16 protein-coding genes are annotated in these 13,750 nt (G+C 65.4%); 6 read left to right on the forward strand and 10 right to left on the reverse strand.

Going from position 1 to position 13,750, the window contains the following annotated elements:
• Window positions 1-199: 199 nt before the first annotated feature.
• Entirely contained in the window at window positions 200-613 is a 414-nt protein-coding gene (locus NGM06_RS09955; RefSeq protein ID WP_254266814.1) for a TRAM domain-containing protein, read from the forward strand.
• A 208-nt stretch (window positions 614-821) separates the two neighbouring features.
• Here NGM06_RS09955 and NGM06_RS09960 read toward each other — a convergent pair whose 3' ends face one another.
• The 4 genes from NGM06_RS09960 to NGM06_RS09975 form a co-directional block, all read right to left on the reverse strand.
• On the reverse strand, window positions 822-1,559 hold the full coding sequence (locus NGM06_RS09960) for a YkgJ family cysteine cluster protein (protein ID WP_254266815.1): 738 nt from the start codon (window positions 1,557-1,559) through the stop codon (window positions 822-824).
• A gap of 242 nt (window positions 1,560-1,801) precedes the next feature.
• Complete coding sequence (locus NGM06_RS09965; RefSeq protein WP_163522134.1) at window positions 1,802-1,996, reverse strand: cold-shock protein; 195 nt, start codon at window positions 1,994-1,996, stop codon at window positions 1,802-1,804.
• 109 nt (window positions 1,997-2,105) lie between these two features.
• Window positions 2,106-2,879 (reverse strand): MBL fold metallo-hydrolase, encoded by a 774-nt coding sequence (locus tag NGM06_RS09970; RefSeq protein ID WP_254266816.1) that lies wholly within the window; start codon window positions 2,877-2,879, stop codon window positions 2,106-2,108.
• A gap of 111 nt (window positions 2,880-2,990) precedes the next feature.
• Entirely contained in the window at window positions 2,991-3,260 is a 270-nt protein-coding gene (locus tag NGM06_RS09975; RefSeq protein ID WP_163522132.1) for a MarR family transcriptional regulator, read from the reverse strand.
• Between the two features lie 150 nt (window positions 3,261-3,410).
• Between NGM06_RS09975 and NGM06_RS09980 the strand changes: the two genes are divergently transcribed.
• A complete protein-coding gene (locus tag NGM06_RS09980) occupies window positions 3,411-3,812 on the forward strand; it encodes a PPOX class F420-dependent oxidoreductase (RefSeq protein WP_254266817.1) in 402 nt (133 codons plus the stop codon).
• A 15-nt stretch (window positions 3,813-3,827) separates the two neighbouring features.
• Here the strand turns inward: NGM06_RS09980 and NGM06_RS09985 are convergent, their stop codons facing one another.
• Window positions 3,828-3,989, reverse strand: coding sequence for a hypothetical protein (locus NGM06_RS09985; RefSeq protein WP_254266818.1), 162 nt, complete (start codon window positions 3,987-3,989; stop codon window positions 3,828-3,830).
• A 229-nt stretch (window positions 3,990-4,218) separates the two neighbouring features.
• Here NGM06_RS09985 and NGM06_RS09990 point away from each other — a divergent pair, with 229 nt between their 5' ends.
• The 3 genes from NGM06_RS09990 (at window position 4,219) to NGM06_RS10000 (ending at window position 6,528) form a co-directional block, all read left to right on the forward strand.
• Entirely contained in the window at window positions 4,219-4,926 is a 708-nt protein-coding gene (locus NGM06_RS09990; RefSeq protein ID WP_254266819.1) for a class I SAM-dependent methyltransferase, read from the forward strand.
• A 121-nt stretch (window positions 4,927-5,047) separates the two neighbouring features.
• A complete protein-coding gene (locus NGM06_RS09995; protein ID WP_254266820.1) occupies window positions 5,048-5,971 on the forward strand; it encodes a glycosyltransferase family 2 protein in 924 nt (307 codons plus the stop codon).
• Window positions 5,972-6,159: 188 nt separating this feature from the next.
• Window positions 6,160-6,528 carry a DUF7344 domain-containing protein gene (locus NGM06_RS10000; protein WP_254266821.1) on the forward strand — a complete coding sequence of 123 codons (369 nt, stop codon included), beginning with the start codon at window positions 6,160-6,162 and terminating at the stop codon, window positions 6,526-6,528.
• Here NGM06_RS10000 and NGM06_RS10005 read toward each other — a convergent pair.
• The 4 genes from NGM06_RS10005 to katG form a co-directional block, all read right to left on the reverse strand.
• Complete coding sequence (locus NGM06_RS10005) at window positions 6,525-6,905, reverse strand: DUF7344 domain-containing protein (protein ID WP_254266822.1); 381 nt, start codon at window positions 6,903-6,905, stop codon at window positions 6,525-6,527. The genes NGM06_RS10000 and NGM06_RS10005 overlap by 4 nt on opposite strands.
• A gap of 91 nt (window positions 6,906-6,996) precedes the next feature.
• Window positions 6,997-7,821, reverse strand: coding sequence for an amidohydrolase family protein (locus tag NGM06_RS10010; RefSeq protein ID WP_254266823.1), 825 nt, complete (start codon window positions 7,819-7,821; stop codon window positions 6,997-6,999).
• Between the two features lie 238 nt (window positions 7,822-8,059).
• Window positions 8,060-8,293, reverse strand: a complete 234-nt coding sequence (locus NGM06_RS10015; RefSeq protein ID WP_254266824.1) for a hypothetical protein — start codon at window positions 8,291-8,293, stop codon at window positions 8,060-8,062.
• A 218-nt stretch (window positions 8,294-8,511) separates the two neighbouring features.
• Window positions 8,512-10,638: a catalase/peroxidase HPI gene (gene katG / locus NGM06_RS10020; RefSeq protein WP_254266825.1), complete on the reverse strand. Its 2,127-nt coding sequence runs from the start codon at window positions 10,636-10,638 to the stop codon at window positions 8,512-8,514.
• Between the two features lie 387 nt (window positions 10,639-11,025).
• Here katG and thsA point away from each other — a divergent pair, with 387 nt between their 5' ends.
• Window positions 11,026-12,588, forward strand: a complete 1,563-nt coding sequence (gene thsA / locus NGM06_RS10025; RefSeq protein ID WP_254270016.1) for a thermosome subunit alpha — start codon at window positions 11,026-11,028, stop codon at window positions 12,586-12,588.
• Between the two features lie 46 nt (window positions 12,589-12,634).
• On the opposite strand, the gene NGM06_RS10030 is transcribed toward thsA, so the two are convergent.
• A complete protein-coding gene (locus NGM06_RS10030) occupies window positions 12,635-13,738 on the reverse strand; it encodes an SDR family oxidoreductase (RefSeq protein ID WP_254266826.1) in 1,104 nt (367 codons plus the stop codon).
• Window positions 13,739-13,750: the final 12 nt, after the last annotated feature.

Raw genomic sequence — 13,750 nt, forward strand, 5'->3', positions numbered from 1 at the left:
ACTCGGCGAGCGGCGACCGGAGCGGAGGGGGAACGCAGTATTTTCGCCGGTTCTTTGTGGAGGCACGGCGCTCCGGTCGCGCCCGCCGAAGCAGTTTCGCCGTTTCGAATGACTTCGCTCCCGAGGACGCAGCAAAAGGTCGGGTGTAGAAAAACTCTTTACGCGCTGACCACTTGGGTCAAAACGGAGGCATATAGCCTTGGAGATCTCTGACAAACTGCTGTGTCTGTTCAGTGCTGATGTGACTATCGAAGACGACAAGTACGTCGTCGAAGTACCGCGCAGAGAGATAGAGACCGGGTCGGTCGAACCCGGCGAGACCTACCGCGTCGCACTCATCTCCGACGACTCCGACTCCTCGTCGCAGGACGAGTCGCCGTCACAGTCCTCGAGTAGCGGCGCGCCGTCCGAACCCCAACCCCCCGTCGAGGAGGGCGAGATTCGCTACGTCGAAGTGGAGGACATCGGCAAGCAGGGCGACGGCATCGCCCGCGTCGAACGTGGCTACGTCATCATCGTGCCCGACGCCGAAATCGGGGAGCGCGTCAAGGTCGAAATCACGGAAGTCAAGTCCAACTTCGCGGTCGGCGAGATCATCGAAGAGGACTTCTAACCGGCCCTTTTTTCGCTGGCGGCGTCGCCACTGACCGCAGTGCCGGGAACACGTCTACCGTTGGGTCTGGCGTAGCGAGTCGATACGTCCGGTCTCCAGTCCCGCAGAAGGTTTCCGTAGGAGAACGGACGAACCGTCTCCGTGTCGAATCGACGACCGAAGAGTATCCGGTTGGCGCTGACCGCGGTCGCGGGCGCGCTCGTCGGCGTCAGCCTTCGTACGCCGACCCGTCCGGTCGCTTCGCGCCCTCGGAGTCGTGGACCACGACGCCCTCGTCGGGGTCGGCGGGTTCGTACTCGTCGCGGACCCCGATGGCCTCCTCCAGTTCCCGGACCGCTCGTTCCTTGAGCGCCCCCGCGAGGTCCTCCGCTCGGTCGCGGGAGATGTCTCGGCCCAGTCCTTCGCACTCGTGGGCGCGGACCATGCCCGACTCGTCCACGGCCTCGCCCATCGGTTGGCTCGTCCCGCCGAGCGCGACGGAGAAGGGGTAGGTCTCGCAGATGAGCGGTCGGTCACCGTGGACCGAGCAGGCACCCGTCCCGTCTTCGGCCTCCTCGTAGAACGTGCAGTCGCCGCACGCGTCGGTCTGGAGCGCCCACTCGAAGGTCTCGCCCGCGGGTTCGGTTTCGCCGCCGTCGCTCTCCGAACCGTCCCCGCCCTCGGCGGTTTCCAGACCGTAGGGCATCGGTCGGGCGACGTCCCGCCAATCGTAGTCAGTTGCGTCTTCGAGGGCTCTCACCTCGTCGGGGAAGACGGTCGCCGTGTGGGGGTCGTCGGTCTCGCTGTCTCGCGGCTCCTCCGCTCGATTCTCCGCGGAGCGTGGCTCCGCGCTCTTACAGCACGCGCCGCACCGGGTACACTCGAAGCCGATGGACTCGATGGCGTCGGCGAGGTCGGCGGTGTCGAGGTCGCGTGCGCGTTCCAGTTCCGCTTCGAGACTCTGCACGTCGGACGATTAGTCCTCGCGGGCAAAAGGGTGTTTATCGGCCCGACTGCGGTACCGCCGGAGTGATTGGCGGTGACGAGAACGAGCGAGTCACTGTCGGAGACGGATACGACACGCTGGCACTCGTCGCGCTCGCACCGAGACGGCGACTGCTGTCGCTCGGGGAGTAGCGTGCGTTAAAATTGTAGAGTTGAGATATCGGACGGCCGGTGATTACGTAACCGCCGACCGCCCAATCCGGCTTACTTTCGGGTCAGATTCGTCGCGCGGGGGCCTTTGTCGGCCTGCTCGATGTCGAACTCGACTTCCGTCCCCTCTTCGAGGTCGGGACCGCCGATGTCCTCCATGTGGAAGAAGACGTCTTCCTCCGAATCGTCGCTGTCGATGAAACCGTAGCCGCCTGTGTCGTTGAAGAAGTCAACCGTACCGTTTGCCATTACGAATATACAAAGAGACCGACCGGGTATAAGGCTTCTGAGAGTACCTGTACCACACGTCGCGGTACCGTACCGGTCGGATTCGGCATGCCTGACGACCGGCCGTCCGTCAGTCTTCGCCGGGGAGACGCGCTAACTCGCCGTCCCACTCGACTTTCCCCTCGACGGCCAGTTTTTCGAGGTGAGCGGCGACGGTGCTTCGGGCGAGGTCCCGGACGCCCGAGAGGTCCTTCTGGTAAGCGGCGTCGAGTACCTCGTCGAGTGCGGACGCACCGCCGCGGACCGCTGCGAGGACCTTCGCTTCCCGGTCGAGTCGATGGCGAATCAGGCGCTCGATTTCGCTGCGGGGATGGTCGATGGCGGGACCGTGACCGGGGAGTAGCCTGTCGGGGTTGCGGGCGTAGAGTCGCCGGAGCGACGTCAGGTAGGCCCGCAGGTCGCCCTCGTCTGCGCCGACGACCACGCTCCCCTCCGAGACCACGAGGTCGCCGGTCAGCATCGTTCCGTCCGCCGCGAGCGCGACGTGGTCGGGCGCGTGACCCGGCGTCTCCACGACTTCGACGCCCGCGACTCTCGTTCCCTCCCTGAAGGTCCGGTCGGGCGCGACGCCCGTCGCGCGCTCGAAGCGCGATTCGCGGCCCGCTCTGGCCCAGACCGTGGCGTCGCAGGCGTCCGCGTAGTGCGCGACTCCGCCGACGTGGTCCGGGTGCGCGTGCGTGACGAGGATATGGCCGACGGTACGCGATTCGACGGCAGCGTCGAGTTCGTCGGTTCGACCAGCGGGGTCCACGAGAAGCGCGTCCTCGCGGCCGAGGACGTAGGCGTTCGTCGCTCCCGTCGGTGCGAGCGTCTCGGTGGGGACCGAGACGCGATGAGATTCCATGTCGGAGACGTCGCGCGCCGACGAAAAAAGGATGGTCGATTCGGCAGTCGAGACCACGGTCGATGCGTGGTCGGTCGAACGGCCGAACGGTCGAATCGGAAGCGATAGCAGTCAGCGGTTCAGGAAGTAGACCTGCTTCCGGGCGTCTTGGAAACTGTAGCGCGAGTCCACGAGGTCTTCGTCTTCGAGGCGGTTCAGGGCGTATCGGACCGTGCGGTCGGGCAGCAGCGACTCCTCGGCCAGTTGGCCCTGAGAGAGCGGGGCGTCGGTCTCCAGCACCTTCGCGACGAGTTTGGCGCTCGGAGGGAGTTCGCGCAGACGGTCGCGGAAGTCGTCAGATAATTGCTCGGTTACGGGTGGCTCGTCCGTGGTCGTACTCATATCTATGCCACGCCGGAACGCACTGGTAAAGCTTGGCTATATGCACATCTGTACACTCTATACTCCTTAAGGAGATATTAATTTACCTTAAACCCACTTTCGCGGCTCGAGACGACCAAACGTTACGTCGGTCGAGAGCCATCGTCGGGCATGGAGTCGATTCCCGAAGAGTTCAGCGACCTGTTCGAGCGCGAGACGTTCGCTAGTTTCGCGACCCTGATGGGCGACGGCACCCCGCAGGTGACCCCGGTCTGGATAGACCGCGACGAGGACCACCTGCTGGTCAACACCGCGCGCGGCCGTCAGAAGGTGCGCAACGTCGAACGGGACCCGAAGGTCGGTCTCTGCGTGATGGACCCCGACGACCCCTACCGGTACGTCTCGGTCCGCGGCGAGGTGGTCGAAGTGACCGAGGACGGCGCGGTCGAACACATCGACGAACTCGCGCGGCGGTACATGGACGTCGAGGAGTACCCCAACCACGGCGAGGAGTCCGGCCCCCGAGTCGTCGTCCGGATTCGCCCAGACCGGGTGGTCACGAACGGCGAGTAGCCTCCGCGGCGACGACTACGTTCGCAGGTTGTCGGTCTCCGGGTCCGCGCCGTGGCGGTTGTACCGCCCGAGCAGACACTTGCAGTCGGGGCAGTGGACCACGACGAACTGGCCTCGCTCGTGGCGGGCGAGGTCCTCCGGGTCGAGGTGTCTCCCGCACCCCTTGCAGGTCGTCATGCGTGTTCCGAACGACGTACGACCCCGACTCACAAAGAGATTGTAGTAGCGACTCCCCCGGGCGAAGTGTCTCGGAACTGGCCAAATCCTCGACGAGGACGGCGACGCGGTCGAGAGGCCGCGCCGAAGTCGCTGTCCCGCCGCCCGACGAGCAGTGCCCGACAAGACAGTCCCGAGACGCTTCCAATACCGTTTTAGTCCCCCCGCGAACTACAATGAAACGAGAAGCGTGAAAGGAGCGGAGTGGTACCAGACCGACGAAGTCGCCGAGGAGTACGAAGAGAAGCGATTCTCTCGCGGAGGACGACTCATCGACCGCCGCGAGAAACAGGCCGTCCTCGACGCTATCGGCCCGCTGGAAGACAAGAACGTGCTAGAGATAGCCTGCGGTACGGGCCGCTTCACGGTCATGTTGGCCGAGCGCGGTGCCGACATCGTGGGTCTCGACATCTCGGCGGCGATGCTCCAGCAGGGCCGCCAGAAGGCACAGAGCGCCGGTGTCGCGGACCACTTGGAGTTCATGCGCGGCGATGCCGGTCGTCTCCCGTTCCCGGACGACCACTTCGACACCGTGTTCGCCATGCGGTTCTTCCACCTCGCAGACACCCCCGCGACCTTCCTCTCGGAGATGCGTCGAGTCGCCAAAGAACAGGTCGTCTTCGACACGTTCAACGCCAGAAGCACACGGAGCGTGTACAACTGGTTGCTGCCGATGGGGTCGCACCTCTACACCCGGGCCGACGTCGAGAAACTGCTCGACGACGCCGACCTCCGACTCGTGGACGCCGAGCACGACTGGATACTCCCCTACGGGTTCTATCGGAAGATTCCCGGGGCCATCGCGGACCCGATTCGGGACGTCGATACCACCATCCGCGATTCGCCGGTCGGGGACTACTTCGCGTCGGTCTCCTACTGGAACGCGCGCGTCGAGTGACCCGGTTTCCACCGACGGTTTCTAAGAGATAGGGCCGAATCCCGGTAACGACCGGTAAAACCTGACGCCGACCGAACGGAGGCCGAACAGTTTTTAAGGCTCCGGCAGGAGATTCGGGGGTATGGAGCTATCCGTGGTGGTCCCGACGCTCAACGGCCGCGAGAGCCTCGCGTCGTGCCTCGACGCGCTGGCGGCCCACGCCCCGGACGCGGAGGTGGTCGTCGTCAACGGCCCCTCCGCCGACGGGACCACCGGGATGGTACGCGACCGCGACGACGTGGACATGTTGCTCGAAGTCTCGGACAGAAAACTCAACGTCGCGCGCAACGCGGGTCTCTCGGCGGTGACCGGCGACGTCGTCGCACTGGTCGGACAGGACCACGTAATCGAACCGTCGTGGTACGACGGAATCGCGGCGGGTATCGCCGAGGCCGACGTCGTCACCGGCCCGGTCCATCGGTCGGTTCGGGCGGGGGTGACGACCGAGTCCGAGGAGTGTCGGACCATCGACGGCCGGGAAGTGACCTACTTCGACGGCGGGAACGTCGCGTTCACGCGAGAGACCGTCGAAGCGATGGACGGGTTCGACGAGTATCTGGAGACGGGCGGCGCGCGCGACTGCGCCCACCGACTCGCTGCGAGCGGCCGGGAGGTCGTCTGGTCGTCGGACGTGTCGGTGACTCGTATCGACGAGGACGACGACAGCGACTGGGGGTGGAAGTACCGCGCGCTCGCCTATCGGCTCGTGAAGAACTACGGACTTCGGCCGGGAGTCGTCTACCGGACGCTCCGTGACGCGGTCTCGGACGCCCTCTCGACGGCGACCGACGTGATTCGCGGCGACGAGACTCCCTCCGGGTGGATGGCCAGCGGCAAGCGCGTGGCCAAGAGTATGGCCGTGGGTTGCAAGGACGGTCTCAAAGCCAGATTCGCGGACAGGAGCGAGGCCCGCAACCCGAACGGTCTCTCCGTGCGCGCCGACCGAGCGGTCGAACGGTACGATTGGCGAACCGACCCCGAGCAGAGGGAAGAACCGACCCAGTAGCGGACGGTTCGAGCGCTCTCTATCGACACCTCGACCGAGACGAATACGGCCGGTCTCGGAGTTGGTTCAGCCTTCGAAACGGTCACAACTATCAGATTGTGTATGGGTGAAACGGTTGGGAACGAATCCATCGCTTATCAATGTGGTCGTGATATCCTCGGACGATGGTAGGCGGACCCGCTGCGTCGATGAATTCCGAGCGTATCGACCACTCGTGCGACTTGCTCGGTAGCGCGTATCGTCGGTGTGTTATCTACGTCTTACAGGACGACGGTCCGACGGGTCTCGACGAACTCGCCGACGCGGTCGTCTCCTCGGACGTCGCGGAGGACCGAACGCGAGCGACGGCCTCGCTCGTCCACACTCACCTCCCGAAACTGGCGGAGTACGACGTGGTAGCGTACGACGACCCGGAAGACGCCGTCTGGCTCAGCGACGGCGTCGAGGCGCTCGAACCGTTTCTCACGGTCGTCGCCCGACAGGAGACCGACGGCGAGCGACTGGCGTCTCCGGGGTACGAGGTTCCGGATGCCACTGCGAGCAACGCTCCTGATTAGGTGCCCTCCCGTTTCCGGACACGGTCGTGCCACTCCTCCAGTCGGTCGCTGCCCCAGTACCGAATTTCCCCGGTCCGAGCGTCGTAATCGGCGACGCCCGCGTCCACCAGTTTCGGGACGTGAACGTGGTGCAGCGTCGATAGAACGCGGTCGCGGTCGGGTCGTTCTCCCGACTGTTCGGCCCGCTCGCTGGCGAGGTGGTCCGCGAGTTCGTCCCGGGTCGCAGACTCCCCCGGCGCGTCCCGGAGATAGCGCAGTATCACCCGTCGGTCGGCGTGAGCGAGTAACTCGAACGTCGCGTCCAGCGAGAGCGACACACCGTCCACTGGGCGGTCCTCGTTACGAGAATCTCCGTCGTCCGCTCCGTTTCCGGACATCCGACTACGCCTCGAAGGACGAACGAGCGCCACCGACTAAGGCGTTTTCCCGCGGGACGTCGCGCGCTCGTCGGTACGTGGGCCGTTCGATTCAGAAGTCGCCCGGCAGCGAGTCACCCAGGACGCGTCTGGCGTTCTTGTCGAACACCTTCCGCATCGCGTCCTCGGGCACGTCGAGCGTCAGAATCTCCATCACCGCGACGTTCGGGTGAGAACTCGGGGCACCGCTCCCGAACAGCACTCGGTCGGGATGTTCCATCACTGCTCGCTCCAACAGGTCCCGATACCGGACGTAACTCGTGTCGAGATAGCAGTCGTCGTTGCGTTCGAGCAGGTCCACTGCCTCGGTCATCAACTCCCGGTTCAGCGGGTGGCCGCCGAAGTGAGCGAGGATTACGGGGAACGACCGCGAGAGCAGGGCGTCTTCGGCCGCGTCCGGCGGGAACTGCTCGCCCCCGTGGACGAGTACGGGCAACCCCACGTCTTCCAACCGGTCCAGCGTCTCGTCGTCGGGCAGACCGTCCTCGGCGGGGTTCAGCTTGAACCCGTGGAACCGGTCGTCGTAGGCGTACTGCTCGACGTCCTCCGGGGAGGTGTGGTGGTCTTTCCGGCGGGCGGCGAGGTTGCGCAGGCGCGAGGACGCGCGCTCGCCCGGGTCTCGCGGGCCGTTTATCCGGGCGAAGGTGAGGAACGGTCGGTCTACGCTCCGTCGCGCCACCGCGTTGTTCGCGCTCACGTAGCTCCCCCCGTCGCGCGTGCCCGGGAACACGACCGAGCGTACGACACCGGCCTGATGCATCTCGCGCTCCAACCTGTCGGGGCTGATGGCCCGCCCGCGGGTCTGAATGCCCCCGGCGTCGGCGTTGAGTCTGGCGTGTACGTCCACCACCCGAAACCGATGCTCCAACTCCAGCATTGAGGGTTGGTTTGGAACTACCCTATTTTTCAGTGTCGGTTGCGCTCGGTCGGCCGACAGGTCGCCGGTCGGAGCGTTGTCTTCGTGCGCACGTCGTGGCTGCGACGACGGCATCGGGACGTCCGAAGGAGAGACGGCGAGAGAGAAACAGTAGATAGTAGCACGGAGTCTTCATTCAGAGCTGTTCCCGAAACCGAAGTCGGCGATTCGGTAACTACAGATGCGAACGAAGTGCGCCCTACTGCGAGGTGTCGTCGAAATCCTCGACGAGGAACGCCGCCGTTGTGGTTAGCCCGGCGACGACGACAGCCAGCGGTGCTTGCGCGCCGACTGATTCGCCAGCGGCAACCGAACCAATCGCATATGTGATTGTGGCAGCAACGAGGATGAGAACACCTACAAACTCCCATTGGCGCTCTCCCGTAGTTAGCAACCGATAAGCAGTTCGGCCGGTGTTGCTCACTCGAGGCATACGTTTGGGTTGTCATTTGCCCCAATTAGTTCTTTATGTGTCAATTCTTGGCCGACGGACGACTGTGGACTCTCCCCCCTCTACTTGCCGTAGTTGTCACGAACTACTCTGAACGAGGAAACCGTATTATCACCAACTACTGAAAAGAGCAGTGCGAGACCTCGGGACCCCGTCGAAAGGTCGTAGGCGGTCACCGACTCGGAGCCTCTCGGTTGCGGTTACTCGAGGTCGAAGCGGTCGTTGGTCGTGACCTTGTGCCACGCGTCCACGAAGTCCTCCACGAACTTCTCCTCCTCGGCCGCGTAGACGTCCGCGATGCTCCGCAGTCGGGAGTTCGACCCGAAGATGAGGTCGACCCGACTGGCCTCCCACTCGACCTCGCCGGTCTCGCGGTCGCGCAGTTCGTAGACCTCCTCGGAGTCGGAGGCCTGCTCCCACTCGTAGTCCATGGAGAGCAGGTTCACGAAGAAGTCGTTTCGCAGCGTCTCGGGTTCGTCGGTGAAGACGCCGAGGTCCGTGTCCTGATAGTTCGCACCCAGCGCACGCATGCCGCCGACCAGCACGGTCATCTCGGAGGCCGTCAGGTCGAGCAGGTCGGCGTGGTCGACCAGCATCTCCTCGGCTGGCACGTCGTACTCGCCGCCGAAGTAGTTGCGGAACCCGTCGACCTCGGGCTCGAGCACCTCGAACGATTCCTCGTCGGTCTGCTCCTGCGTGGCGTCGGTGCGGCCGGGTTCGAACGGAACCTCGACGTCGTACCCGGCGTCCGCCGCGGCCCGCTCGACGGCCGCGTTACCGCCCAGCACGATGAGGTCGGCGAGCGAGACGCGCACGTCGTCGGACCGCGACCCGTTGAAGTCCTCCTGAATCGCTTCGTAGGTCTCCAGCACCGTCTCCAGTTGGGCGGGCTCGTTGACCTCCCAGCTCCGCTGGGGTTCGAGGCGGATGCGAGCGCCGTTCGCGCCGCCGCGCTTGTCGCTGTCGCGGTACGTCGACACCGCCGCCCAAGTGGTCTTGACCAGTTCGGACACCGACAGCTCCGAGTCGAGAATCTCGGCCTTGAGTTCCTCGGCTTCCTCGTCGCCGATGAGGTCGTAGTCGGCGTCCGGGAGCGGGTCCTGCCAGAGCATGGTCTCGTCCGGCACGTCCGGGCCGAGAAACCGTTCCGGCGGACCCATGTCGCGGTGGATGAGCTTGTACCACGCTCGGGCGAAGGCTTCGAGGAACTCCGGCGGGTTGTCGCGGAAGTTCTCGATGATCTCCCGGAACTCGGGGTCGCGCTTGAGGGCGACGTCCGTCGTCATCATCATCGGGGCGTGCTTCTCGGACGGGTCGTGGGCGTCCGGCACGGTGTCGTACGCCTCCTCCTCGACCGGTTGCCACTGCTTCGCCCCGGCGGGGCTCTCGGTCAGTTCCCACTCGTAGTCGAGCAGGTTGTCGAGGTAGGAGGTGTCCCACATCGTGGGCCACGCGTTCCACGCGCCCTCGATGCCGCTCGTGGTCGTGTCCGAGCCCTTGCCGGAGTCGGTCCAGCCGAGACCTTGGTCCTCGATGGGGGCCGCCTCGGGTTCGGGACCCATGTCCGAATCGTCGGCACCGTGGGACTTCCCGAACGTGTGTCCGCCCGCGATGAGCGCGGCCGTCTCCTCGTCGCTCATCGCCATGCGGCCGAACGCCTCGCGGATACGCTCTGCCGATTCGAGCGGCTCCGGATTCCCGTTCGGTCCCTCGGGGTCCACGTAGATGAGCCCCATCACGGTGGCACCGAGCGGTTCCTTGAGTTCACCGTCCTCGTCGATGCGCTGGTCCTGCGGCGCTTCCCACTCTTCCTCGGGACCCCAGAAGACGGCCTCGTCGGGTTCGTACTCGTCCTCGCGTCCGCCCGCCCAGCCGAGCGTCTCCATACCCATGGATTCGAGGGCGACGTTCCCGGCAAGAATGATGAGGTCGGCCCACGAGAGCTTGCGGCCGTACTTCTGCTTGATGGGTTCGAGCAGTCGGCGCGCCTTGTCGAGGTTCCCGTTGTCGGGCCAACTGTTGAGCGGGGCGAAGCGCTGGGTCCCGCCGGACGCGCCGCCGCGGCCGTCCACGGTGCGGTACGTGCCGGCGGCGTGCCACGCCATCCGGATGAAGAACGGTCCGTAGTGGCCGTAGTCGGCGGGCCACCAGTCCTGCGACGTCGTCATCAGGTCCTTGAGGTCCGCCTTCACTTCTTCGAGGTCGAGTTTCTGGAACTCCTCGGCGTAGTCGAAGTCCTCCCCGTACGGACCGACGTCCTCCGTGTTCTGGTCGAGAACGTCCAGATTCAACTGGTTCGGCCACCACTCGTGGTTGCGTCCTCGCATTATCGAGTCACCTCCGAGAGGCGGTCGTTCGCACCGGAGAAATCGGTCGATCGCGCTTCGTAGTCGGCGTCCGTGGTAGACGCTTCAAATTCGCCTACGTCGTACTTGGAGATATTGTCTGACATATTCGGGGTTCGCTCGTCCGGTTGGAGGAACCGCTATTACAAAAAAGTAGGCGGTCTTAGGCCGACTTCCATTTTGAGAAATACAAAATATTTTCCCTCAATCGAAAATGCCCCGTGATACTGTCGCACGGAGACCACGTCGGCGTTCGAATACATACGTAAATCAGACTGCTTCTGAGCCCGGAGCAACATTTATATAGAAGTTCAAACATCTTATAGACGGGGAGTAACCATGGCAGATTCACAGTCCGGACAGCGACGCATGGGCGGCAGACCGATGTTCGTCCTCGCCGAGGACACCGAGCGAACGCAAGGGAGAGACGCGCAGTCGTCGAACATCTCCGCCGGGAAGGCGGTCAGCGAGGCGGTTCGAACCACGCTCGGGCCTCGCGGGATGGACAAGATGTTGGTGACGGACACCGGCGACGTGACCATCACGAACGACGGCGCGACCATCCTCGGGACGATGGACATCGAACACCCCGCGGCCCAGATGATCGTCGAAGTCGCGGAAGCACAGGAGGACGAAGTTGGTGACGGGACGACGACGGCGGCGGTACTCGCGGGCGAACTGCTCTCGAAGGCCGAGGACTTGCTCGACGACGACGTACACCCGACCACGATAGTCGAGGGGTACGCGCAGGCCCGCGACATCGCCGTGGAGGCCATCGACGGTCTGGTCCTCGACGACGAACTCGACGACGACCTGCTGCGCGACGTGGCCGAGTCCAGCATGACGGGCAAGGGGACCGGCGACGTGACCACGGAGAAACTGGCCGACGCCGTGGTCCGGGCGGTCCGCCACGTCGAAGGCGACGAGGGCGTCGTCCGCGACAACGTCCGCGTCCACACACAGACCGGCGCGTCGTCGTCGGCGACCGAACTCGTAGAGGGCGTCATCAGCGACGCCGAAGCGGTCCACGCGAACATGCCCGGCGAAGTCGGGGACGCCACGATAGCGGTCGTGGACGAGAAGTTCGGCGTGCGCGAGACCGAAATCGACGCCGAGTACAACGTCGAGAGCGTCGATCAGTTGACCGCCGCTGTGGACGCCGAGGACCGCGAACTGCGGGAGTACGCCGACGCGCTCTCCGAGGCGGGCGTGGACGTGGTCTTCTCGACCGACTCCATCGAGGACCGCGCCGGGGCGTACCTCGCCGACGCGGGCGTCCTCGCGTTCGAGAACGTGGACGACGACGAGGCGAAGGCCATCGCCTCCGCCACCGGCGCGGGTCGGACCTCGAAGGTCGCGGACATCGAGGACGCGGACCTCGGCGAGGCCGAGACCGTCCGCGTCCGGACGTTCGGCGACGACGACCTCGCGTTCGTGGAGGGCGGCGCGGCCGCCGAAGCGGTCACGATGCTCATCCGGGGCGGTACCGACCACGTGGTGGACGAACTCGACCGCGCGCTGGAGGACGCCCTCGACGTGGTGACCGCGGCGCTCGACACCGGCGGCGTGGTGCCCGGCGCGGGCGCGACCGAAATCGCCGTCGCCAACCGCGTCCGCGAGGAGTCCGCGAGCGTCGAAGGCCGCAGACAGCTAGCGGTCGAGGCGTTCGCCGACGCGGTGGACGTGCTCCCGCGGACGCTCGCAGAGAACACCGGCATGGACCCCATCGACGGTCTCGTGGACCTCCGCGCCGGGAACGAGGGCGAGGAGGGTCGAGCCGGAATCATCGCCGAGGGCGAACACGGCGAGGTCGGCGACCCCGTCGAAGCGGGCGTCCTCGACCCCGCCGCGGTCAAACGCGAGGCGGTCGAGTCGGCGACCGAGGCCGCGACCATGATCGCCCGCATCGACGACGTCATCGCCGCCGAGTAGGTCTCGACTGCAATCTTTTCGGTCCCTCGACCGCGGTCTATTCGTTTTACCGCCGAGTCCGCGGTGCCGTCTCGACGGTCCGTCTCTCTGTCGCTCGTTCGCCCGTCTCGCTGTCGTCGCCGCGTCTCGTGTCGCCGTCACGCCCCGACCTGTAGCGCGCGTACAGCGCCAGACCGACCGCCCCGAGACCCGCCACCGCGACGCCGGTCAGACTCCGACGCTGAGACGCCGCGGTGTACGCGCTCGTCTCCGAGACGTGGCGGTCGTAGTCGCCGCGCTCTTCGAGGTCGCCGGTCGGCGCGTCGATGTTGTTCGGCCCGTCCGGGCGCGCAGGAGACTCTTTCTTCTGCATCGGGACGAACAGTTTCTCCATGACGGTGTCCAAGAGGCCCGACGCGTAGTATCCCAGCGCCGCCATCCCCTTGGCACCCCCGCCGACGTACACGTCGCGCTGGGGCCGCTCCGCGGCGTCGAGAATCGCCCGCGCCACCGTCTCCGGCGAGTAGATGGGCGGCGGGAGCGTCGCCTCCTCGTCCATGTAGTTCTTCGCGTGGTCCGAGTACGGCGTGTCGATGGAGGCCGGTTTGACCAGCGTCACCGACACGGGAGCGTTCTCCTGCTCCAGTTCCATCCGCAGGGCGTCGGTGAAGCCTTTGACCGCGTGTTTGGACGCCGAGTAACTCCCCTGAAGCGGAAGCGCGCGGTCGGACGCGACGCTCCCGACGTTGAGTATCGCGCCGCCGCGTTCCTTCAGGTGGTCGGCGGCCTCCAGCGACCCGTACAGCAGTCCCCAGACGTTCGTCTCGAACTGCTCGCGCATGTCCTCGACCGGCGTGTCGGCCAGTTTGCCGTAGAGGAACGCGCCCGCGACGTTGACCCACGTGTCGAAGCCACCGTAGGTCTCGCGCGCCACTCGGGCGATTTTGCGCACGTCGTCGCGGTCGCGTACGTCGGCGACGACGTAGGTGGCCTCGCCGCCGTTCCGGGCGATTTCGTCGGTCAACTCCCGCAGCGCGTCCTCGCTCCGCGCCGCGAGGACTACCCGTGCCCCGCGGTCGGCGGCCATCCGGGCGGTCGTCAGGCCGATACCCGAGGACGCGCCGGTGATTACCATCACCTGCTCCTCGACGGGTTTCAGATTCACGCTCATTGCTTTCGGACC

Source organism: Halorussus aquaticus, assembly GCF_024218795.1.
GTDB lineage: Archaea > Halobacteriota > Halobacteria > Halobacteriales > Haladaptataceae > Halorussus > Halorussus aquaticus.